General features: G+C 66.7%; 16 protein-coding genes and 2 pseudogenes. 14 read left to right on the top strand and 4 right to left on the bottom strand.

All coding sequences use genetic code 11. The features are described 5' to 3' along the window. The first annotated feature begins 28 nt into the window (after positions 1-28). The gene (locus tag IMW82_RS08700; RefSeq protein ID WP_159082144.1) at positions 29-613 is read left to right on the top strand and encodes a hypothetical protein; all 585 of its coding nucleotides are present in this window, start codon (positions 29-31) and stop codon (positions 611-613) included. Positions 614-699: 86 nt separating this feature from the next. On the opposite strand, the gene IMW82_RS08695 is transcribed toward IMW82_RS08700, so the two are convergent. The 3 genes from IMW82_RS08695 to pdhA all read right to left on the bottom strand — a co-directional run bounded on the left by IMW82_RS08695 (position 700) and on the right by pdhA (position 4272). Next, the gene (locus IMW82_RS08695; RefSeq protein WP_108470387.1) at positions 700-2052 is read right to left on the bottom strand and encodes a dihydrolipoamide acetyltransferase family protein; all 1353 of its coding nucleotides are present in this window, start codon (positions 2050-2052) and stop codon (positions 700-702) included. Between the two features lie 150 nt (positions 2053-2202). Then, complete coding sequence (locus IMW82_RS08690) at positions 2203-3183, bottom strand: alpha-ketoacid dehydrogenase subunit beta (RefSeq protein ID WP_108470388.1); 981 nt, start codon at positions 3181-3183, stop codon at positions 2203-2205. 3 nt (positions 3184-3186) lie between these two features. Beyond that, positions 3187-4272 (bottom strand): pyruvate dehydrogenase (acetyl-transferring) E1 component subunit alpha, encoded by a 1086-nt coding sequence (pdhA, locus tag IMW82_RS08685; protein WP_108470389.1) that lies wholly within the window; start codon positions 4270-4272, stop codon positions 3187-3189. Positions 4273-4536: 264 nt separating this feature from the next. Between pdhA and IMW82_RS08680 the strand changes: the two genes are divergently transcribed. The 6 genes and pseudogenes from IMW82_RS08680 to IMW82_RS08660 all read left to right on the top strand — a co-directional run bounded on the left by IMW82_RS08680 (position 4537) and on the right by IMW82_RS08660 (position 12127). Then, a complete protein-coding gene (locus tag IMW82_RS08680; protein WP_108470390.1) occupies positions 4537-5385 on the top strand; it encodes a tryptophan 2,3-dioxygenase family protein in 849 nt (282 codons plus the stop codon). Positions 5386-5459: 74 nt separating this feature from the next. After that, positions 5460-6959, top strand: coding sequence for a peptide MFS transporter (locus IMW82_RS08675; protein WP_108470391.1), 1500 nt, complete (start codon positions 5460-5462; stop codon positions 6957-6959). 134 nt (positions 6960-7093) lie between these two features. Continuing rightward, on the top strand, positions 7094-8602 hold the full coding sequence (locus IMW82_RS08670; protein WP_108470392.1) for a peptide MFS transporter: 1509 nt from the start codon (positions 7094-7096) through the stop codon (positions 8600-8602). Between the two features lie 208 nt (positions 8603-8810). After that, positions 8811-9095, top strand: a pseudogene (locus tag IMW82_RS17975) (succinate dehydrogenase iron-sulfur subunit); the annotation flags it as partial. A 2-nt stretch (positions 9096-9097) separates the two neighbouring features. Next, entirely contained in the window at positions 9098-9229 is a 132-nt protein-coding gene (locus tag IMW82_RS17910; protein WP_267895670.1) for a hypothetical protein, read from the top strand. Positions 9230-9304: 75 nt separating this feature from the next. Continuing rightward, positions 9305-12127: an aconitate hydratase gene (locus tag IMW82_RS08660; RefSeq protein WP_108470393.1), complete on the top strand. Its 2823-nt coding sequence runs from the start codon at positions 9305-9307 to the stop codon at positions 12125-12127. 32 nt (positions 12128-12159) lie between these two features. Here the strand turns inward: IMW82_RS08660 and IMW82_RS08655 are convergent, their stop codons facing one another. Then, a complete protein-coding gene (locus IMW82_RS08655) occupies positions 12160-12630 on the bottom strand; it encodes a MarR family transcriptional regulator (RefSeq protein ID WP_108470394.1) in 471 nt (156 codons plus the stop codon). A gap of 132 nt (positions 12631-12762) precedes the next feature. Here IMW82_RS08655 and hppD point away from each other — a divergent pair, with 132 nt between their 5' ends. From hppD to IMW82_RS08620, 7 genes and pseudogenes are all read left to right on the top strand, one after another. Then, entirely contained in the window at positions 12763-13824 is a 1062-nt protein-coding gene (gene hppD, locus IMW82_RS08650; protein WP_199909794.1) for a 4-hydroxyphenylpyruvate dioxygenase, read from the top strand. A gap of 11 nt (positions 13825-13835) precedes the next feature. Beyond that, positions 13836-15134, top strand: a complete 1299-nt coding sequence (hmgA, locus tag IMW82_RS08645; protein WP_108470396.1) for a homogentisate 1,2-dioxygenase — start codon at positions 13836-13838, stop codon at positions 15132-15134. 37 nt (positions 15135-15171) lie between these two features. Next, positions 15172-16158, top strand: coding sequence for a fumarylacetoacetate hydrolase family protein (locus IMW82_RS08640; RefSeq protein ID WP_211004334.1), 987 nt, complete (start codon positions 15172-15174; stop codon positions 16156-16158). A 100-nt stretch (positions 16159-16258) separates the two neighbouring features. Then, positions 16259-17659 carry an oxygen-independent coproporphyrinogen III oxidase gene (gene hemN / locus IMW82_RS08635; protein ID WP_211004333.1) on the top strand — a complete coding sequence of 467 codons (1401 nt, stop codon included), beginning with the start codon at positions 16259-16261 and terminating at the stop codon, positions 17657-17659. Between the two features lie 35 nt (positions 17660-17694). Beyond that, positions 17695-18456: a helix-turn-helix domain-containing protein gene (locus IMW82_RS08630; RefSeq protein WP_108470399.1), complete on the top strand. Its 762-nt coding sequence runs from the start codon at positions 17695-17697 to the stop codon at positions 18454-18456. A gap of 98 nt (positions 18457-18554) precedes the next feature. Further along, the gene (locus tag IMW82_RS08625) at positions 18555-19805 is read left to right on the top strand and encodes an NnrS family protein (RefSeq protein ID WP_211004332.1); all 1251 of its coding nucleotides are present in this window, start codon (positions 18555-18557) and stop codon (positions 19803-19805) included. 122 nt (positions 19806-19927) lie between these two features. Beyond that, positions 19928-20242 (top strand): annotated as a pseudogene (locus IMW82_RS08620) (nitrite reductase, copper-containing); the annotation flags it as partial.

The following is a 20242-nucleotide window of genomic DNA, read 5'->3' as shown; positions in this document are numbered from 1 at the left end:
GGACTTCAATTCAGAACGATTCGATTCGATGACATTGAGTGAAAAATCCATGACGGAACGCAAAAAGAAAAATCTTTCAGACACGGAAGAAAGGGTGCCGAAGAGTCGCGCGAGTGCTTTCATTATCACGATTTCCGTGGTTCTGACGCTATTTACGATAGGCATGTTCTTTTTCTTCCAACAGTCCGGTTGGACCGGCGCAAGAATCGCTGGCGAGGCATTCTTTGCATTGCTTACGACGGGGATGATCGCTGGTTGCGTATCACACCGTATGTTGATGGTGATTTCGAGAATTGGAGCGGCTTTCGTCTTCCTGATTTATTTCTACTACATCATTCACGAATTCCTGTTTTCTGGCCAAGCTATGCGTATAAGCAGTTTTAGCGAGCCATCGCCTTACGCTTCACTGCTTGGATTCCTGTTTTGGGGAATTCCATGCCTTCTCTATGCGCTATGGGGTAGCCAGTGGGGCAGAGTTGGAGTTGTTCCGCCCGAGCAATGGTCGAACAGGGATATCGTAGTTGCCCGAATTTCAATTTTCGCTAGACGACTGTTTCTGATTTTGTTGCTTCTCGCTGTCCTGAGACAGCTTGCGATGTACTTCTACAGATAATTTTCTGAGCCTTGGTTTGATGCGGGAACGTAAAAAGAAACAGGACGCCCGAAGACGTCCTGCTTGTTTTACGTGTTGTCGTTCGCTCAGTTCGGTAAAGCCAGATCGTCGAGCATCGCTTTGAGGAAGCGTGCGGCTTCGCCGCCGGTGGCGGCGCGGTGGTCGAAGGTCAGGCTGATCGGCATGCGCCGGTGCACTTCGATGCCGCCGATCACGGCGACCACGTCGTGGCTGAGCTTGCCGGCGCCGACGATGGCGACGGTCGGCGGCACCACCACGGGCGTCGCGTAGCGGCCGGCGAACATGCCGAAGTTGGACAGGCTGATGGTGTAGCCGGATAGCTCGGAGGCCGGGATCGTGCGATCTTCCACCTGCGTGCGCAGACGCTTGATCGCGGCGCGCACGCCGGCCGCGTCGAGCACGTCGGCGTTGCGCAGCGCCGGCACGAACAGGCCGTCGTCGGTGTCCACCGCGATGCCGATGTCGACCTGCGGATGCAGCGTGCGGGTGAGGTTCTTGCCGTCGAACCAGGCGTTCAGCGCCGGCACTGCCTTGCAGGCAGCAACGATGGCGCGGATCAGGCGCGCAGTGATGTCCTGCTTGCCGATCCAGCCGTGCAGGTCGGCGTCGTCGACCAGCGTGGTCGGCACCACCTGGGCGTGGGCGTCGGCCATCACCCGGGCCATGTTGCGGCGCACGCCCTTCAGCTGCTCCGGCTGGCCGCTGGCGCTGACGCTTGGCGGCGCGGTGCGTACCGGCTTGCCGGCCAGCGAGACCGGACCGCGCTGTTGGTTTTGTGGGGCATGCTCCGGCTGCGGCAGTTCCGGCGCCAGGTGGCGGCCGGCCGAGGCGGGCACCGCGCGTGCCGGGGCGGCGCCGAGTGCGGCGCTGCCGTTGGCGGCGGCGTTCTTCACGTCCTGCATGGTCACCACGCCGTCGGCGCCGCTGGGGCGCACGCGGGCGAGATCGACCTTGAGCTTCTTCGCCAGCGCACGCACCGCCGGCACGGCTTTCACGCCACCGATGCTGGCGGCCTGTTCGACGTGCACGGTGTTGCCGCTGACCATCGCGCCGACCACGGTGCCTTCGTCCTCGCGATCGGCCTTGGCCGCGGCGGGTGCCGGTGCGGCTTCGGTCTTCTTCGGGCCGTGGTGATGGCCGGTGGCTTCGGCCTCGGCGCGCTGCTTGGCGTTCGGGTCGGGCTCGAAATCGGCCAGCGCGGCGCCGGTCTCGATGATGTCGCCGGGCGCACCATGCAGCTTGACGACCTTGCCGGTGTACGGCGAGGGCACGTCGACCACCGCCTTGGCGGTTTCCATCGAGCACAGCGGCGCGTCGAGCTTGATGGTGTCGCCCACCTTCACGTGCCACTCGACCACGGTCGCGTCGGGCAGGCCTTCGCCGAGGTCGGGGAGGTAGAACGTCTTGATATCAGCCATGAGCGGATTTCCAGGTATGAGTTTTCCGGTTTGCTCCCTCCCCTGCATGGCAGGGGAGGGTTGGGGTGGGGTGCTCTTCGCCTGAACTTCAGATCAAGAGCTTTACCCCCTCCCAGCCTCCCCCTGCAAGCAGGGGGAGGAGCAAGGGCGTCAGCTTGCTGCGAGGGTACGCTTGGCCGCGTCGACGACGCGTTCCACGCTCGGCAGGTATTTCATTTCCAGGCGGAACAGCGGGATGTGCGTGTCGAAGCCGGTGACGCGCTCGACCGGGGCGAGCAGGTCATACATGCATTCCTCGGCCAGGCGGGCGGCGATCTCGGCGCCGAAGCCGGCGGTCTTGGGCGCTTCGTGCACGATCACGCAGCGGCCGGTCTTCTGCACCGACTCGGCGATGGTGTCGAAGTCCAGCGGGGTCAGCGTGGCCACGTCGATCACCTCGGCGCTGATGCCTTCGGCGGCCAGTGCGTCGGCCGCTTCCAGCGCTTCCTTCACCTGCGCGCCCCAGCTCACCAGGGTTACGTCGGTGCCGTCGCGCAGCACAAAGCACACGTCCAGCGGCAAGGCCTCGCCGTCGTCCGGCACCTCTTCCTTGTACTGGCGGTAGATGCGCTTGGGTTCGAAGAACATCACCGGATCGGGATCGCGGATCGCGGCCAGCAGCAGACCGTAGGCACGTGCGGGCGACGAGGGCATCACCACGCGCAGGCCGGGGATGTTGGTGAACAGGTGCTCGTTCGCTTCCGAATGATGCTCCGGTGCGCGGATGCCGCCGCCCCACGGCGCACGCCACACGGCCGGCACGGTGAGGCGGCCGCGGGTGCGGTTGCGCATGCGCGCGGCGTGGCAGGCGATCTGCTCCATCATTGGGTAGATGAAGCCCTCGAACTGCGCCTCGGCCACCGGCTTCATGCCCTGCACGGCGAGGCCGACGGTGACGCCGGCGATGGTGGTTTCGTCCAGCGGCGTGTCGAGCACGCGCAGCTCGCCGAATTTTTCCTGCAGGCCCTGGGTGGCGCGGAACACGCCGCCGTTGACGCCGACGTCCTCGCCCAGCACCACGACGCTCGGGTCGTGCGCCATCTCGTAGGCGAGCGCCTGGGTAACCGCTTCGATGAGAGTGATCTGTGCCATGACTCAGTGGGCCTTGTTTTCGAGCGAGAGGACGTAGTCGCGCTGTTTCGCGAGATCGGCGGGGACTTCGGCGAAGATGTAGTCGAACATCGCCGAGACCGGCTGGGTCCTGGTCTCGAGATAGGCGTTCACCTCGTTGTCCATCCACTCGTCGCACTCGGCCTTCCAAGCTTCTTCCTTCGCGTCGTCCCACACCTTCTTCGCCACCAGCCAGTTGCGCAGGCGCTTCATCGGCTCCTTTTCCCAGCCGTCCTTCACTTCCTGCTCGCCGCGGTAGCGGCGTGCATCGTCGGCGGTGGTGTGGTCGCCGAGGCGGTAGGTGACCAGTTCGAGCACGCTGCCGCCCTGGCCGTTGCGCGCGCGCTCCAGCGCGTCCTCCATCGCCTTGCGCACGGCGATGATGTCGTTGCCGTCCACCTGGATCGAAAAGAGACCGGCGGCGATGCCCTTCTGCGCCAGCGTGGGCGCGCCGGACTGGATCTTGCGCGGCACCGAGATCGCCCACTGGTTGTTGACGATCACTGCCACCAGCGGCAGGTTCTGCGCGCCGGCGATGTTGATGGCGCCGTAGAAGTCGCCCTTGGACGAGCCGCCGTCGCCGATGGTGCATACCGCCACGCGCTTCTCGCCGCGGATCTTGAACGCCAGCGCCGAACCCGCCGCGTGCAGGCATTGCGTGGCGATCGGCACGCTCCAGGCGAAGTCGTGCCGCGCCGGTTCCTTCTGGTAGTCGTTGCCGCGCTCGTCGCCGCCCCAGTACATGTAGACCTCGCGCGGCTGCACCCCGCGATAGAGCTGGGCGCCGTATTCGCGGTAGCTCGGTGCATACACGTCCTCGGGACGCATCGCGCTGCCGATGCCGACGTGCGCCGCCTCGTGGCCGAGGCAGCTGGCATAGGTGCCCAGCTTGCCGGTGCGCTGCAGTGCGATCGACTTGGCGTCGAACACGCGAGTGGACAGCATCAGCTTGTACAGCTCGACCATGTGGCCGAGGTCTTTCGCGAACTCGGGCAGGTCATCACGTACCTGCTTGCCCTCGGCATCGAGGTATTGCAGGTATTCGATTTCAAACTTGGCGGCGATGGTCACGACTCGCTCCGGGGGTGAGGAAATGGGCTGGCGGTGGCGTGTTTCCGACGCACGAGACACACAAACAACCGCACAAGACCGCGCTTGATAGCAGGCAGGGATGTTGCGCTGCAAGGTACAGCGCAGCATGCGTGGACGTACGGAAGGAGGTCCGGAGCACCACCATGCTCGGCGCAAGCCAGCTGGCGCGCCCTGTCGTGGGTCAGGATGTGATCGCTGCCCAGCCGTTACCATGTGTGTTCCACGGAAACATGACGGACCGGCATGAGCGACAACCAGCGCGATCTCGAAGCGGGCATCCAGACCGACCTCAACGGACAGATCACCTACGGTGGCTATCTGCAGCTGGACACATTGCTGTCGGCGCAGCAGCCGCTGAGCAACCCGCCACACCACGACGAGATGCTATTCATCGTGCAGCACCACGTCTCCGAGTTGTGGATGAAGCTGCTGATCCACGAGCTGAAGGCGGCGGTGCTGCACCTGCAGGCCGACGACATCGATGCCTGCCTGAAGATCCTGGCGCGGGTGAAGCAGGTGCAGCGCCAGCTGTTCGAACAATGGGCGGTGCTGGAGACGCTGACGCCGGCGGAGTACCTGGAGTTTCGCGGCGTGCTGGGGCCGTCGTCCGGCTTCCAGTCGCTGCAATATCGCCAGATCGAATTCCTGCTGGGCAACAAGAACGCCGACATGCTCAAGGTGTTCGCGCACGACCCGGCCGCGCAGGGGGAATTGCGCGCGGTGCTGGAGGCGCCCAGCCTGTATGACGAGTTCCTGCGTTACCTGGCGCGGCGTGGCCACGCGGTGCCGGCCGAATTGCTCGATCGCGACTGGACGCAGGCCTACCGGCGCAACGAGGCGCTGCTGCCGGTGCTCAAGCGCATCTACGAGGATCGCGCGGAGTTCTGGCCCGAATACCACATGTGCGAACAGCTGGTGGACGTGGAGGAGAGCTTCCAGTTGTGGCGTTTCCGCCACATGAAAACGGTCGAACGGATCATCGGCCATCGCCGCGGCACCGGCGGTTCGTCCGGGGTGAGCTTCCTGAAGAAGGCTCTCGATCTGGAATTCTTCCCCGAACTGCTGGACGTGCGCACCGTGCTCGGCAGCTGAGCCGATCGCCCGCCGGTTGCGCAGCCTGGCATGAATCCCGTCATGATGTGCCCACCTGAAATCCGGGAGCACCCATGAACGAAGTCGTCCAGATCAGCGCCGCGCCCGAGTATCCGCAGACGCTGGGGCATCCGCGTCCGTTGTGGATGCTGTTCATGACCGAGTTCTGGGAACGCTTCGCGTTCTATAGCGTGAGCTGGGCGCTGGCGTTGTACATCGTGGCGCACTTCTACCACGGCGATGCCTCCGGCCAGGCGTGGGCCGCCAGCATCTTTGGTGCGTATACCGCGCTGATCTACGCCTCCAGCATCTTCGGCGGCTACGTGGCGGATCGGGTGATCGGCTACCAGCGCTCGATCCTGCTGGGCGCGCTGATGATGGCGCTGGGCCTGTTCGTGGTGATGCTGCCCAGCCGCGACGTCTTCCTGCTCGGCCTGGCGATGGTGATCGTGGGCAACGGGCTGTTCAAGCCGAACATCTCCACCATGGTCGGGCAGTTGTACGGGCGCGACGATCCGCGCCGCGATCGCGGCTTCACCCTGTTCTACATGGGCATCAACGGCGGCGCGCTGCTGGCGCCGCTGCTGACCGGCTGGATGGCCGCCCATTTCACCGACACGCCGATGCAGCAGAACTACCGCATCGTGTTCGGCGCGGCCGGCGTGGGCATGCTGCTCAGCCTGCTGTGGTTCTGGTTCGGCCGGCGCGGGCTGAAGGGTGTGGGCCGGCCGGCGCCTGAAGCGGCCGGCCGCATGCGCGTGGTGTGGGTGGTGCTGGGCATGGTCGTCGCCGTGCCGCTGGTGTACCTGTTGCTGGCCTTCGTCACCACCGGCTTGTCCTGGATGCTGGGTGCGCTGTTCGCCGCGGTGGCGGTGATGCTGCTGGTCGAGGCGGTCAGGCACGGTCGGGTGCAGGTCGACCGGGTGGTGGCGATGCTGATCATCTTCGCCTTCAACATCCTGTTCTGGATGTTCTACTTCCAGCTGGGCACCTCGTTCAATTTCCTCGCCGAGAACCTGGTTGACCGGCAGATGTTCGGCGGCTGGACCTTCCCGGTGGGCTGGTTCCAGTCGGTCAGTCCGCTGGCGATCATCGTGCTGGCGCCCGTGGTCACCGTGGTCTGGGCTTTCCTGGCGGCGCGCAGGAGCGAGCCGTCGATCCCGCGCAAGTTCGGCCTGGGCCTGATCTTCAACGGCCTCGGCTTTGCGGTGCTGATGTACGCGCTGTCGCGCCTGCTCGATGCGCACGGGCTGATTCCGTTCTGGCCGCTGGTGCTGTGCTACGTGCTGCAGACGGTGGGCGAGCTGTGCCTGTCGCCGATCGGCCTGTCGATGGTGACCAAGCTGGCGCCGCCGCGGCTGGTCGGCCTGGCGATGGGCGGCTGGTTCCTGTCGCTGGCGGTGGGCGGCAACCTGTCGGGCCTGCTGGCCGGCAGGATCAGCGGCGAAAGCGGGATGACCGCCGCCTCCGCACTGGGCGGCTTCACCTTCAGCTTCTGGCTGCTGGCCGGTGCCGGCGCGTTGTTGCTGCTGATCTCGCCCCTGATCAACCGGCTGATGCACGGCGTGCGCTGACGCCATCCGGTCTTGGCAGCGCGCGGTTTTCTCCCGGGCCGCGTGCTGCAGCGCATTTGACGGATGCGAGGCCGCCGGTTACATCTGGTCGTTCGCAATAACTTGCGAATCACCGATGAGCACAGGGGCTAGACATGAGTAACATCACACTCGCCGGCGACGCGAAGCCGGTACCCGACTATCCGCAAATGCTGGGGCATCCGCGTCCGCTGTGGATGCTGTTCATGTCGGAGTTCTGGGAGCGCTTCGCGTTCTACGGCATGCGCTGGGCGCTCACGCTGTACATCGTGGCGCAGTTCTTCAACGGCGACGAAGCCGGCCAGGCGTCGGCCAGCCGCACCTATGGCGCCTACCTGGCGCTGGTCTATGCCACCGCGGTGTTCGGCGGCTACGTGGCGGACAAGATCATCGGCTACCAGCGCTCGATCCTGCTGGGCGCGGTGGTGATGGCCGCGGGCCTGTTCATGGTGATGGTGCCGCAGCACGAGATCTTCATGCTGGGCCTGGCCACCGTCATCGTGGGCAATGGCCTGTTCAAGCCGAACATCTCCTCGATGGTGGGCCAGCTGTACGCCACCGGCGATTCGCGCCGCGACCGCGGCTTCACCCTGTTCTACATGGGCATCAACGCGGGTGCGCTGATCGCGCCGATCCTGACCAGCTACCTGGCCGAACGCGTCTTCGGCACGCCGCAGCACGACAACTTCCACGTGGTCTTCGCCGCGTCGGGCGTGGGCATGCTGATCAGCCTGGTGTGGTTCTGGTTCGGTCGTCGCCAGCTCGGTCCGGTCGGCAAGCCGGCGCCGGAAATCGCCAGCCCGATGCGCGTGGTGTACGTGGCCATCGGCGTGCTGGTGGCGATCCCGCTGGTCTACCTGCTGATGGACCGGGCCGGTGCGGTGGCAATCCAGTGGTTGTTGACCGCGCTGTTCATCGGCGTGGGCGCGATGCTGGTGGTAGAGGCGATCCGCACCGGCGCCGTGCAGATCCAGCGGGTGATCGCGATGCTGATCATCTTCACCTTCAACGTGCTGTTCTGGATGTTCTTCGAGCAGGCCGGCAGCTCGTTCAACTTCCTGGCCCAGCACATCGTGGATCGCAACCTGGCGGGCTGGGAATTCCCGGTCGGCTGGTTCCAGTCGGTGAACCCGGTGGCGATCGTGCTGCTGGCGCCGCTGGTGGCGATGACATGGGGCTGGCTGGACAAGCGCCGCATCGAACCGTCGATCCCGCGCAAGTTCGGGCTGGGCCTGATCGGCAACGCGCTGGGCTTCGCGGTGCTGATGTATGCGCTGTCGAGCCTGGTGGGCGGCGACGGCATGATCCCGTTGTGGACCCTGGTGCTGTGCTACGTGCTGCAGACCGCCGGCGAGCTGTGCCTGTCGCCGATCGGCCTGTCGATGGTGACCAAGCTGGCGCCGGTGCGGCTGGTGGGGCTGGGCATGGGCGGCTGGTTCCTGTCCACCGCGATCGGCAACAACCTGGCGGGGCTATTCGCCGGCCACGTCAGCGGCGAGACCGGCATGACCGTGGACTCGGCGTTGTCCGGCTACACCATGGGCTTCTGGATCCTGCTCGGCGGCGGCGTCGTGCTGTTTCTGATCGCACCGCTGATCAACCGGCTGATGCACGGGGTGCGTTGAGCCGCGTGGAAACGGAACCCGTCCGCCGCCAGCGCGGCCGGGTTGCATGAGACGGCAGCCTGCCTTTACCCGGGTTTCACGCTTTCTCTACCAGTATCTTCAGAGAGGCGTCGTCGCCCGGGCTGGTTGCTGCCAGCGACGAGTCGTCATCGATCAGCTTGATTGCCGCGTGGGCAGACGCTTCTGGCGCAACCCGCCGGGCCACTTCATCGCGGCGGGAGGGTCGCCGGTGTTGATCAAGAGCTCGAAGCAGATCTCACGCTGGCGTAGCCCCAAACGGTTTCCGGTGTCGCGCAACTCGGGCGCATCCCCTGCCTCGCGCATCGAAGCGGGCGTGACCTGGCCCGAACCTGCGGGCGCCACCCGGGTGCGGCACCTGCAGGTGTACCGCTACGACCCCGAGTCGGGACGCAATCCACGCATCGACACCTATGCCATCGACCGCGACAAGTGCGGGCCGATGCTGCTGGACGCGCTGATCAAGATCAAGTCGGCTTGCGCGTGATCGTGGAGGACTACGTGCATGCCGACCGCATGAAATTTTCGGCCCTGGTTGCGCTCGATCTGGCCTGTCTGGCGCTGATGGCCATCGGCGTGTTCACCAGCTTGTACCTGGCGTTTCGATAAGCATTCACGTGTCGCGGCGGTTCGCCGAGAGACGGGCCACGAGCGGCGGGTATCACGCTCCACGAGGAGAGTTTCATGAGCAGCGACAGCTTCGGCACGCGCGACCAGTTGACGGTCGACGACACCCGTTACCAGATTTACCGGCTCGACCGCATCAAGACCGCGCACCGACTGCCCTACAGCCTCAAGGTGCTGCTGGAAAACCTGTTGCGCAACGAGGACGGCCACCTGGTCACCCGCGAGCAGATCCAGTCGTTGGCGGACTGGCAACCGCAGGCCACTGGGCAGCAGGAGGTGCAGTACACGCCGGCGCGCGTGCTGATGCAGGATTTTACCGGCGTGCCGTGCGTGGTGGACCTGGTGGCGATGCGCGACGCGATCATCGCGCTGGGCGGCGATCCGCAGCGGATCAATCCGCTGGTGCCCAGCGAGCTGGTGATCGATCACTCCGTCATCGTCGATGCGTTCGGCCAGGGTGACGCCTTTTCCATCAACGCGCAGCTCGAGTTCGAGCGCAACGTGGAGCGCTACCAGATGCTGCGCTGGGCGCAGCATGCGTTCGACAATTTCAAGGTGGTGCCGCCGGACACTGGCATCTGCCACCAGGTCAACCTGGAGTACCTGTCGCGCGTGGTGTTCACCCGCGAGGGACCGGACGGCATGCTGGCCTACCCCGATACGCTGGTCGGCACCGACTCGCACACGCCGATGGTCAACGGGCTGGGCGTGCTGGGTTGGGGCGTGGGCGGCATCGAGGCTGAGGCGGCCATGCTGGGACAGCCGATGAGCATGCTGATTCCGCAGGTGGTCGGCATCAAGCTGACCGGCGAGTTTCCGCCCGGCACCACCGCCACCGATCTGGTGCTGACCGTCGCCGAGCTGCTGCGCAAGACGGGCGTGGTCGGCAAGTTCGTCGATTTCTACGGGCCGGGCGTGGCCCGCATCCCGCTGGCCAATCGCGCCACGCTGGGCAACATGAGCCCGGAATATGGCGCCACCTGCGCGATCTTCCCGATCGACGACGAAACCCTCGCCTACCTGCGCCTGACCGGCCGTTCCGAACATCAGGTGCGCCTGGTCGAGGCCTACGCCAAGGCCCAGGGCCTGTGGCACGACCCCGCTGACGAAGCCGAGTATTCGCAGACGCTCGAACTGGATCTGGCCACGCTGGAGCCTTCCATTGCCGGGCCCAAGCGGCCGCAGGACCGCATCCCGGTGCGGATTGCGCCCGGTGCCGTCGGCGCGCTGCTCGGCGGGCAGCCCTACGAGAAGGCGATCCTTGGAAGTCTGGACGAGGCCATCGACGAATCGTTTCCCGCCAGCGACCCGGTGTCGATCGTGCGCGGCAGCGCCAGCGATGCGCCGCATGTCCCCGGCCATTGCGATATCGGTCACGACTGGCCGCACGCGCCGGTGGAGATCGCCATGGCCAACGGCGGCAGCGCCCGACTGGACAACGGACACGTGGTCATCGCCGCCATCACCTCGTGCACCAACACCTCCAATCCGCTGGTGATGATCGGCGCCGGCCTGCTGGCCAAACGTGCGGTGGAGAAGGGCCTGAGCCGCAAGCCCTGGGTCAAGACCTCGCTGGCGCCGGGTTCGCGCGTGGTCACGGATTACTACGACCGGGCCGGGCTCACGCCGTACCTGGACCAGCTCGGCTTCAACCTGGTCGGCTACGGCTGCACCACCTGCATCGGCAACTCCGGCCCGCTGATTCCCGAAGTGGCCACGGCGGTGGCCGAGCACGACCTCAACGTGTGTTCGGTGCTCTCGGGCAATCGCAATTTCGAGGGGCGCATCCACCCGCAGTCGCAGATGAACTTCCTGGCGTCGCCGCTGCTGGTGGTGGCCTATGCGCTGGTGGGCACGATGCACACCAACCTGCTCAAGGACCCGCTGGGCACCGGCAGTGACGGCAAGCCGGTGTACCTGCGCGACATCTGGCCGTCGAACCGCGAGATCCAGGATGTCATCGATGCCTGCGTGAAAGCCGACATGTTCGCCAACGGTTATGCCGACGTGTTCGCCGGCGACGACAACTGGCGCAGCCTGCAGGTGCCCGAGGGGAACGCCTTCCAGTGGGATGCCGATTCCACCTACGTGCGCCAGCCGCCGTACTTCGATGGCGTGGGACGCGAACCGGCGCCGTTGACCGACATTCGCGGCGCGCGCGTGCTGGCCCGGCTGGGTGATTCGGTGACCACCGACCACATCAGTCCGGCCGGCGCGATCAAGGTGGATTCGCCGGCCGGCAAATACCTCGCCGGACACGGCGTGGAGCGCAAGGATTTCAATTCCTACGGTTCGCGTCGCGGCAACCACGAGGTGATGATCCGCGGCACCTTCGCCAACATCCGCCTGCGCAACCAGCTGGCGCCAGGGACGGAGGGCGGCTTCACCCGCGACTTCACCCGGCAGGGCGGCCCGGTGAGCACGATCTTCGACGCCTCGGTCAGCTACCTTGCCGCCGGCACGCCGCTGGTGATCCTGGCCGGCAAGGAATACGGCTCCGGCTCGTCGCGCGACTGGGCGGCGAAAGGCACCGCGCTGCTCGGTGTGCGGGCGGTGATCGCGCAGTCCTACGAACGCATCCACCGCTCCAACCTGATCGGCATGGGCGTGCTGCCGCTGCAGTTCCAGGAGGGCCAGAATGCGGACACGCTGGGCCTGTCCGGCGAGGAGACTTTCGAGATTGCCGGCCTGGCCGGCCGCGAGGCGCCCGCGCCCACGGTCAAGGTGGAGGCCACCGATGCGCAGGGCAGGAAGACCGTGTTCGAGGCGCGGGTGCGCATCGACACGCCCGCGGAGGCGGCCTATTACCGCCACGGCGGCATCCTGCCGTACATGCTGCGCCAGCTGCTGGGTGCCGCGCCGGGCACCGCTGCGGCGTAAGCCGGCACCCGTGCTGCGCAGCGGGTGGCCTGTCAGCTGTCCGCCGCCAGCAGCTTGTCCAGTATCCGTACCAGCCACTGGCGTTCGTCGGCATCGAGCCTGGCCAGCACTTCGCGTTCGCGGGTGCGGGCCATCGGGGCGACCTCGTCGTGGATGACCCAGCCGGCGGCGCTGAGCTTGAGCACCGAGCGGCGCCTGTCGTTGTCGTGGGTGCTGCGGTCGACCCGGCCGGCGGCGACCAGGCGCGCCAGCGCGCGACTCACCGCCACCTTGTCCATCGCCGTGCGCTCGGCCACCTCGCGCGCGGACAGCCCCTCGAAGCGGGCCAGCACCGCCATCACCCGCCACTCCGTCACCGAGAGGTCATGGCGGCGCTGGTAGTCGTCGGCGATCGTCTGGCTGATCGTGTTGGACAGGATCGACAGCCGGTACGGCAGGAAATGCTCCAGTTGCAACGGTGCGTGCTCGGCGCTGGCCGGGGCGCTCTTGTGGCGGGAGGACATGGGACGAGTTCCTTGCAACTGGTTTCAATTGTAACTATAACGAAGGATTACCAGCGATGGTGGCACGCTCGTGAGCGGCCATCGTGCACCGACACACAGGAGAGCGCCATGAACGCCCAGCCGAACCTTGGCATGCAGGTCACCACGTTCGAGAACCCGATGGGGATCGACGGCTTCGAATTCGTCGAGTTCGCCGCCCCGGCCGGTCGCGCCGGCGAGCTGCACGCGCTGTTCCGGCGGATGGGCTTCAGCGCCGTGCTGAAACACGTCTCGCGCCCGATCACGGTCTACCGCCAGAACGGCGTGAACTTCCTGGTCAACGAGGACCCGGACTCGTTCGCCGCCGACTTCGCCGCGAAGCACGGCCCCAGTGCCTGCGGCTTCGCGATCCGCTTCAAGAAGCCGGTGGCCGAGGTGGCGGCGAAGGTGCTCGCCAACGGCGGCGAAGCGGTGGCGCACAAGGCGGCCAGCCGCGCGATCGACGTGCCGGTGGTCAAGGGCATCGGCGACTGCATGTTGTACCTGGTGCCGCGCGAAGGCGATGCCTATGCGGCCGACTACGTGGCGATCGCCGGTGCCGCGCCGAACCCGGCCGGCTTCGGCCTGACCTTCATCGACCACCTCACCCACAACCTGCATTTCGGCAACATGCAGAAGTGGTCGGACTACTACGAGAAGCTGTTCAACTTCCGCGAGATCCGCTACTTCGACATCAAGGGCGCCAAGACCGGCCTGGTGTCCAAGGCGATGACCGCGCCGGACGGCATCGTGCGCATCCCGCTGAACGAGTCGAGCGACCCGAAGAGCCAGATCAACGAATACCTCGACGCCTACCACGGCGAAGGCATCCAGCACATTGCCTGCTTCACCGACGACATCTACACCACGGTGGAGCGGATGCGCGAAGCCGGCGTGGAGTTCCTCGACACGCCGGATGCGTACTTCGAGGTAATCGACGTGCGCGTGCCGAACCATGGCGAGGACGTGCCGCGGCTGGCGAAGAACAGGATCCTGATCGACGCCGATCCGGAAACCCACCAGCGCAAGCTGCTGCAGATCTTCACCCAGAATGCGATCGGCCCGATCTTCTTCGAGATCATCCAGCGCAAGGGCAACGAGGGTTTCGGCGAAGGCAACTTCCAGGCGCTGTTCGAGTCGATCGAGCGTGACCAGATGAAACGCGGGTTCCTCTGAAGGAGCGGTGCATGGCAACGATCGTGGACAAGGGCTACCAATCCGGCTTCGGCAACGAGTTCGCCAGCGAGGCGATCCCCGGCGTGCTGCCGGTCGGCCAGAACTCGCCGCAGCGGGTGGCGCACGGGCTGTACGCGGAGCAGCTGTCCGGCACCGCATTCACCGCACCGCGCCACCAGAACCGGCGCAGCTGGCTGTACCGGATCCGTCCGGCCGCGGTGCATGAGCCGTTCCGGCCGCTGGCACATGCCACCTTCCACAACCGTTTCGACGAGGCGCCGGCCACGCCGAACCAGCTGCGCTGGGACCCACTGCCGCTGCCAGCCGCGCTGACCGACTTCGTCGACGGCCTGGTGACGATCGCCGGCAATGGCGGCCCGGCCGAGCAGGGCGGCATCGGCATCCACCTCTACGCGGCGAACCGCTCGATGCAGGGGCGCTTCTTCTATGACGCCGATGGCGAGCTGCTGATCGTGCCGCAGCACGGCCGGTTGCATCTGGCCACCGAGCTGGGCGTGATCGAGCTCGAGCCGCAGGAGATCGCGGTGATTCCGCGCGGCGTGCGCTTCCGCGTGGACCTTCCCGATGGCGAGGCGCGTGGCTACGTCTGCGAGAACTTCGGCGCGCTGCTGCGCCTGCCGGAGCTGGGCCCGATCGGTTCGAACGGCCTAGCCAATGCGCGCGATTTCCTCACGCCGGTGGCGGCCTGGGAGGACGCCGAGGGCGCGTTCGAGCTGGTGGCGAAATTCCAGGGTGCGCTGTGGACCGCGAACATCGGCCACTCGCCGCTGGACGTGGTCGGCTGGCACGGCAACTACGCGCCGTACAAGTACGACCTGCGCCGCTTCAACACGATCGGCTCGATCAGCGTCGACCATCCCGATCCGTGCATCTTCACCGTGCTGACCTCGGCCAGCGACACGCCCGGCACGGCCAACATGGATTTCGCGATCTTCCCGCCGCGCTGGCTGGTGGCGCAGCACACCTTCCGGCCGCCGTGGTTCCATCGCAACGTGGCCAGCGAATTCATGGGCCTGATCACTGGCGTGTACGACGCCAAGGCCGAGGGCTTCGTGCCCGGCGGCGCCTCGCTGCACAACTGCATGAGCGCCCACGGTCCGGACGCAGCCACCTTCGAGAAGGCCTCGCACGCGGACCTGTCGAAGCCGGACGTGATCGGCGGCACCATGGCCTTCATGTTCGAGACGCGCAAGGTGATCCGCCCCACGCAGCAGGCGCTGGATGCGCCGCAGTTGCAGCACGACTACTACCGATGCTGGCAGGATATCGGCAAGCACTTCGCGCCGTGACGGCGATCCATCCACGCATCTGACACAAGGCAGCACGATGAAACTCGGATCTCTCAAGGAAGGCGGCCGCGACGGCACGCTGGTGGTGGTCAGCCGCGATCTCTCCCGCGCGGTGACGGCGGGCAGCATCGCGCCGACGCTGCAGGCGGCGCTGGACGACTGGTCGAACGCGGCGCCGCGGCTGAACGCGCTGTCGGACGAATTGAACGCGGGCCGCGCCGCCGGCGCGTTCGTGCTGGAGATGGCCGCGCTGGCCTCGCCGCTGCCGCGCGCCTACGAATTCGTCGACGGCTCGGCCTACCTGCCGCACGTGGAACGCGTGCGTCGCGCGCGCGGCGCCGAGGTGCCGGCCAGTTTCTACACCGACCCGCTGATGTACCAGGCCACCAGCGCCGGTTTCCTCGGGCCGCGCGATCCGGTCGTCGTACCCAGCGAGGATTACGGCATCGACCTGGAAGCCGAGGTGGTGGTGGTCACCGACGACGTGCCGATGGCGGTCACGCCGGGCGAGGCTTCTGCGCACATCCAGATGGTCGGCCTGGTCAACGACGTGAGCCTGCGCGGGCTGATCCCGGGTGAGCTGGCCAAGGGCTTCGGTTTCCTGCAGTCCAAGCCGCGTTCGGCGCTGTCGCCGGTGCTGGTGACGCCGGACGAACTGGGCGAGGCCTGGGCTGGCGACAAACTGCACCTGCCGATGCGCACCTGGCTCAACGGCGCCTGGTTCGGCGAGGCCGAATGCGGCGTCGACATGCAGTTCAGCTTCGCCGAGCTGGTCGCCCACGTGGCGAAGACGCGGCCGTTGACCGCCGGCACCATCGTTGGCTCCGGCACCATCGCCAACCAGGACACCGGCAAGGGCGCCTCCTGCCTGGCCGAGCAGCGCACGGTGGAGACCCTGCGCGACGGCCAGCCGAGCACGCCGTTCCTGAAGTTCGGCGACCGCCTGAAGATCGACGTCACCGACGCCGCCGGCGCCTCGATCTTCGGCGCCATCGAGCAGCAGGTCGAGCCGTACCGGCGATGACGCGGGCCGCCACGCCGGTGCTGCGGCAGGTCGCCGCGACCGGCGTGCGAATTGACCCGGATCAAGGCATGCCGGCAGGTCTCCCGACAGACTCGGCAACATGGCCATTCCCATCACTCCTCCCGAATTCGACCCGGCGCTGATCGCCCGCTACGACGTGGCCGGGCCGCGCTACACCAGCTACCCGACGGCGCCGCATTTCAAGGCCGAGTTCGACGAGGTGGCGTTGCGCGGGGCGATCCGCGCCTCCAACGAGGAGCCGATCCCGCGCCCGCTGTCGGTGTACGTGCACGTGCCGTTCTGCATGAGCCCGTGCTTCTACTGCGGCTGCAACCGGGTGATCACCCGCGACGTGACCCAGGCCGACCGCTACCTGGAGCGGCTGTACCGCGAGATCGAGCTGATCGCGCCGCTGTTCGACCGCGACCGGCCGGTGCGCCAGCTGCACTTCGGCGGCGGCACGCCGAACTTCCTCGACACCGCGCACATGGGCGAGCTGCTGGAGTCGCTGGCACGGCATTTCAGCTTCAGCCACGCGGCGGACCGCGAGTACGGCATCGAGATCGACCCGCGCTTCGCCGACGGCGCCTACATCCGCGCCATGGGCGAGCTGGGCTTCAACCGCCTCTCGGTGGGCATCCAGGATTTCGATCCGGTGGTGCAGAAGGCAGTCAACCGGATCCAGAGCTTCGAGCAGACCCGCGAGGTGATCGAGGCGGCGCGGGCTTCGGGCTTCCGCTCGGCCAGCGTCGACCTGATCTACGGCCTGCCGTTCCAGAGCGTGGACGGCTTCAGCCGCACGCTGGACCAGGTGGTGGCGCTGAACCCGGACCGCGTGGCGGTCTACGGCTACGCCCACCTGCCGGAGATGTTCAAGGCGCAGCGGCAGATCGAGGCTGCGGACCTGCCCGACGCGGCCACCCGGCTGGCGCTGTTCGGCCGCGCGCTGGAGCACCTGTCGGCGGCCGGCTACGTCTACATCGGCATGGATCACTTCGCCAAGGCCAGCGACGAGCTGGTGCTGGCGCAGCGCGCCGGCACGCTGCAGCGCAACTTCCAGGGTTACTCGACGCACGGCGACTGCGACATCGTCGGCCTCGGCGTCAGCGCGATCGGCCGCATCGGCGACAGCTACAGCCAGAACGCGCGCGACCTGATCGGCTACTACGCGGCGCTGGACGCCGGCCGCCTGCCGCTGATGCGCGGGCTGCAGCTGGACGAGGACGACCTGATCCGGCGCGAGCTGATCAACGAGCTGATGTGCCACGGCACGCTGGACAAGCAGGCGTTCGGCGCGCGCCACCGGCTGCTGTTCGACGAGTACTTCACGCGCGAGCGGCAGCGCCTGCAGCCGCTGATCGAGGACGGGCTGGTCACGGAAAGCCCACGCGAGATCCGGGTCACCTCGCGGGGACGGCTGCTGTTGCGTATCATCGCCATGTGCTTCGACGCCTATCTTGACGACGCGGCACAGGCCCCACGCTACTCGCGCGTGATCTGATCCACGCAGCCCCGACCCGGCAGCCCATCACCATCATGCAATCCAAGCCCCTGGCAGGTCGTCTGCCCGAGCCGCCCAGCCCGATTGCCGACGACGGCGACGAGACGCGCTTCTGCGGCACCTGCGCGTTCTCCAGCGCGTGCATCGCGGCCGGCTACGACAAGCCGGAGCTGGCCGAGCTGCAGTGCCTGGTCGAGCACGTCGGCCCGTTCCGTGCCGGCGAACAGATATTCCGTACCGGTGACCCGTTCCGCGCGATCTTTGCGGTGCGTTCGGGCACCGTGAAGACCCGCATGGTCGACAAGGAAGGGCGCGAGCAGGTACTGGGTTTCTATCTGCCCGGCGAGGTGATCGGTCTCAACGCGATCTACCCCGAGCATTTCCCGTGCGATGCGGTGGCGCTGGACACCGCCTATTTCTGCCGCTTCTCGTTCCCCGCGATGAGTGCGCTGGCCTCGCGCGTGCCGGCGGTGCAGCAGCACCTGTTCCGCATGCTGAGCAAGGAGCTGGGCACCGCCAGCCTGCTCGCCGGGGACCACAGCGCCGACGAACGCGTCGCCGCGTTCCTGATGGACCTGGCCGGCCGCTACGCCGTGCGTGGCTTTTCCGGCACGCGCTTCCATCTCAGCATGTCGCGCGGCGACATCGCCAACTACCTGCGCCTGGCCGCGGAAACCGTCAGCCGCGTGCTCAGCCGCTTCCGCAGTCAGCGGCTGATCGAGATCGAAGGGCGCGAACTGGAACTGCTGAATCCAAAGAAGCTGCGCGAGATCGGCCAGGCGCTGCTGCCGGAATGAACGCCGCGGGGTGCCCCGGGTGACTGACCCAGATCAGTGCCCGCGCTGGTGCTAACCTGCCACGATGGCGAATCATTCTCGTTCGAGTTGGCATCGGCATGGCTGAATCACGATCTCCCGCGGCGACAGCGGTCGCGCCGGCGCAGCTGACGGCGCTGCTGGCCTCCGCGCCGCACCGGCCGTTGTTCCTGGCCGGCACCGTCGCGGTGCTGCTCAGCATGACGTGGTGGGCGGTGGAGTTGACCTGGATGCGCTTTGGCCTGGCCGGCTGGCCGCAGCCGTCGATCCCGCCGGGCTGGGCGCACGCGATGCTGATCCAGTACGGCCTGTTCCCGCTGTTCATGTTCGGCTTCCTGCTGACCACGTTCCCGCGCTGGCTGGGCCGGCCGGACCTGCCGAAGACGCGTTACCTGCCGGTGGCCGGCTGCGTGTTCGGCGGCTACGTGCTGGCGAACGTCGGCCTGCTCAACCTGCCGTGGCTGCTGAAGCTCGGTATCAGCGTGATGCTGGTCGGCTATCTGATCGGCGTGTGGACGCTGGCCGGGGTGCTGCGTGCGTCGGTGGCCGAGCGCAAGGGACATGCGCGCTCCTGCCTGGCGGCGTTGAGCCTGGGTTGCGTGGGGCTGGCGGTGTTCCTGGCCTACCTGTTCGGCGCGCCGGAGGATTGCGCCTGGCTGGCGATCAAGCTGGGTACCTTCGGACTGCTGCTGCCTATCTATTTCTCGGTGATGCATCGCATGCTGCCGTTCTTCACCGGCAACATGGTGAAAGGCTACGAGGTGATCCGGCCGGACTGGAGCATGCCGCTGGTGTGGGCGTTGCTGCTGGCGCATTTGCTGCTGGACTGGCGCGGCGTGACCGGCTGGCTGTGGCTGGTCGACGTGCCGCTGGCGCTGGTGTTTGCGTGGCACTCGCTGACCTGGCAGCCATGGAAAGCCATGCACCCGGGCATCCTGGCCGTGCTGCACCTGGCGTTCGCGTGGCTGCCGGTGGCGTTCGTGCTGTACGCGGTGCAGGACGTGGTGTATGCGGCCAGCGGGCACCTCATCCTCGGTCGTGCGCCGCTGCATGCGTTGGGCATCGGCTTCTTCGGCTCGATGCTGGTGGCGATGGTGACCCGGGTGACCCAGGGCCATTCCGGCCGGCCACTGCAGATGGGCGCGGTGGCCTGGCTGTGCTTTGCCCTGCTGCAGGTGGTGGCGCTGCTGCGCATCCGCGCCGAGCTGGGTGGCGATGTCTACCTGTGGCTGGTGATCGCCGCCTACGGCTGGCTGCTGGCATTCCTGCCGTGGGTGTTGCGCTCGGCGTGGATCTACCTGACCCCGCGGGCGGACGGCAAGCCGGGTTGAGGGGCGCGGGCCGTGGCAGGGTGACGCAGTGCGGTTCCGGAAGAGTTCGAATTGACCCAGGTCAGTAGCGCGGTCGGGCGATCGCCTAGGCTAGGACGCGCAAGAACTCACGGAGATCGCTCATGCCACGTCCACCGTTTTTCGCCGCCGCCGCGGCGGCCCTGCTGACACTGGCGGCCTGCTCCGGCAAGCCGTCCGCGATATCGCCGGTGGGGGAGGCTGACGCCAGCCCTGCCGCGATCGCCGCGACCCACGGCGACTTCGGCCCGCCGCAGGGCGAGCCGATCCACGCGGTGCTGACCGGCCCGCCGCACGTGCCGCCGCCGGTCAACCGCAACTACCCGGCGAAAGTCATCGTCGAGCTGGAAGTGATCGAGAAGGAGATGCCGATCTCCGAAGGCGTCAGTTACACGTTCTGGACCTTCGGCGGCACGGTA

This window comes from Rhodanobacter sp. B2A1Ga4 (assembly GCF_018101315.1).
In the GTDB taxonomy this organism is placed as follows: Bacteria; Pseudomonadota; Gammaproteobacteria; order Xanthomonadales; family Rhodanobacteraceae; genus Rhodanobacter; species Rhodanobacter thiooxydans_A.
The sequence above is the reverse complement of the archived record's forward strand: the minus strand, read 5'-3'. Positions and strand labels throughout refer to the sequence as shown.

Excerpts from the sequence above, each read along its gene's own strand:
- IMW82_RS08700 (WP_159082144.1), top strand. The coding sequence starts at position 29 with ATGACATTGAGTGAAAAATCCATGACGGAACGCAAAAAGAAAAATCTT.
- IMW82_RS08695 (WP_108470387.1), bottom strand. The coding sequence starts at position 2,052 with ATGGCTGATATCAAGACGTTCTACCTCCCCGACCTCGGCGAAGGCCTG.
- IMW82_RS08690 (WP_108470388.1), bottom strand. The coding sequence starts at position 3,183 with ATGGCACAGATCACTCTCATCGAAGCGGTTACCCAGGCGCTCGCCTAC.
- IMW82_RS08680 (WP_108470390.1), top strand. The coding sequence starts at position 4,537 with ATGAGCGACAACCAGCGCGATCTCGAAGCGGGCATCCAGACCGACCTC.
- IMW82_RS08675 (WP_108470391.1), top strand. The coding sequence starts at position 5,460 with ATGAACGAAGTCGTCCAGATCAGCGCCGCGCCCGAGTATCCGCAGACG.
- IMW82_RS08670 (WP_108470392.1), top strand. The coding sequence starts at position 7,094 with ATGAGTAACATCACACTCGCCGGCGACGCGAAGCCGGTACCCGACTAT.
- IMW82_RS08660 (WP_108470393.1), top strand. The coding sequence starts at position 9,305 with ATGAGCAGCGACAGCTTCGGCACGCGCGACCAGTTGACGGTCGACGAC.
- IMW82_RS08655 (WP_108470394.1), bottom strand. The coding sequence starts at position 12,630 with ATGTCCTCCCGCCACAAGAGCGCCCCGGCCAGCGCCGAGCACGCACCG.
- hppD (WP_199909794.1), top strand. The coding sequence starts at position 12,763 with ATGCAGGTCACCACGTTCGAGAACCCGATGGGGATCGACGGCTTCGAA.
- hmgA (WP_108470396.1), top strand. The coding sequence starts at position 13,836 with ATGGCAACGATCGTGGACAAGGGCTACCAATCCGGCTTCGGCAACGAG.
- IMW82_RS08640 (WP_211004334.1), top strand. The coding sequence starts at position 15,172 with ATGAAACTCGGATCTCTCAAGGAAGGCGGCCGCGACGGCACGCTGGTG.
- hemN (WP_211004333.1), top strand. The coding sequence starts at position 16,259 with ATGGCCATTCCCATCACTCCTCCCGAATTCGACCCGGCGCTGATCGCC.
- IMW82_RS08630 (WP_108470399.1), top strand. The coding sequence starts at position 17,695 with ATGCAATCCAAGCCCCTGGCAGGTCGTCTGCCCGAGCCGCCCAGCCCG.
- IMW82_RS08625 (WP_211004332.1), top strand. The coding sequence starts at position 18,555 with ATGGCTGAATCACGATCTCCCGCGGCGACAGCGGTCGCGCCGGCGCAG.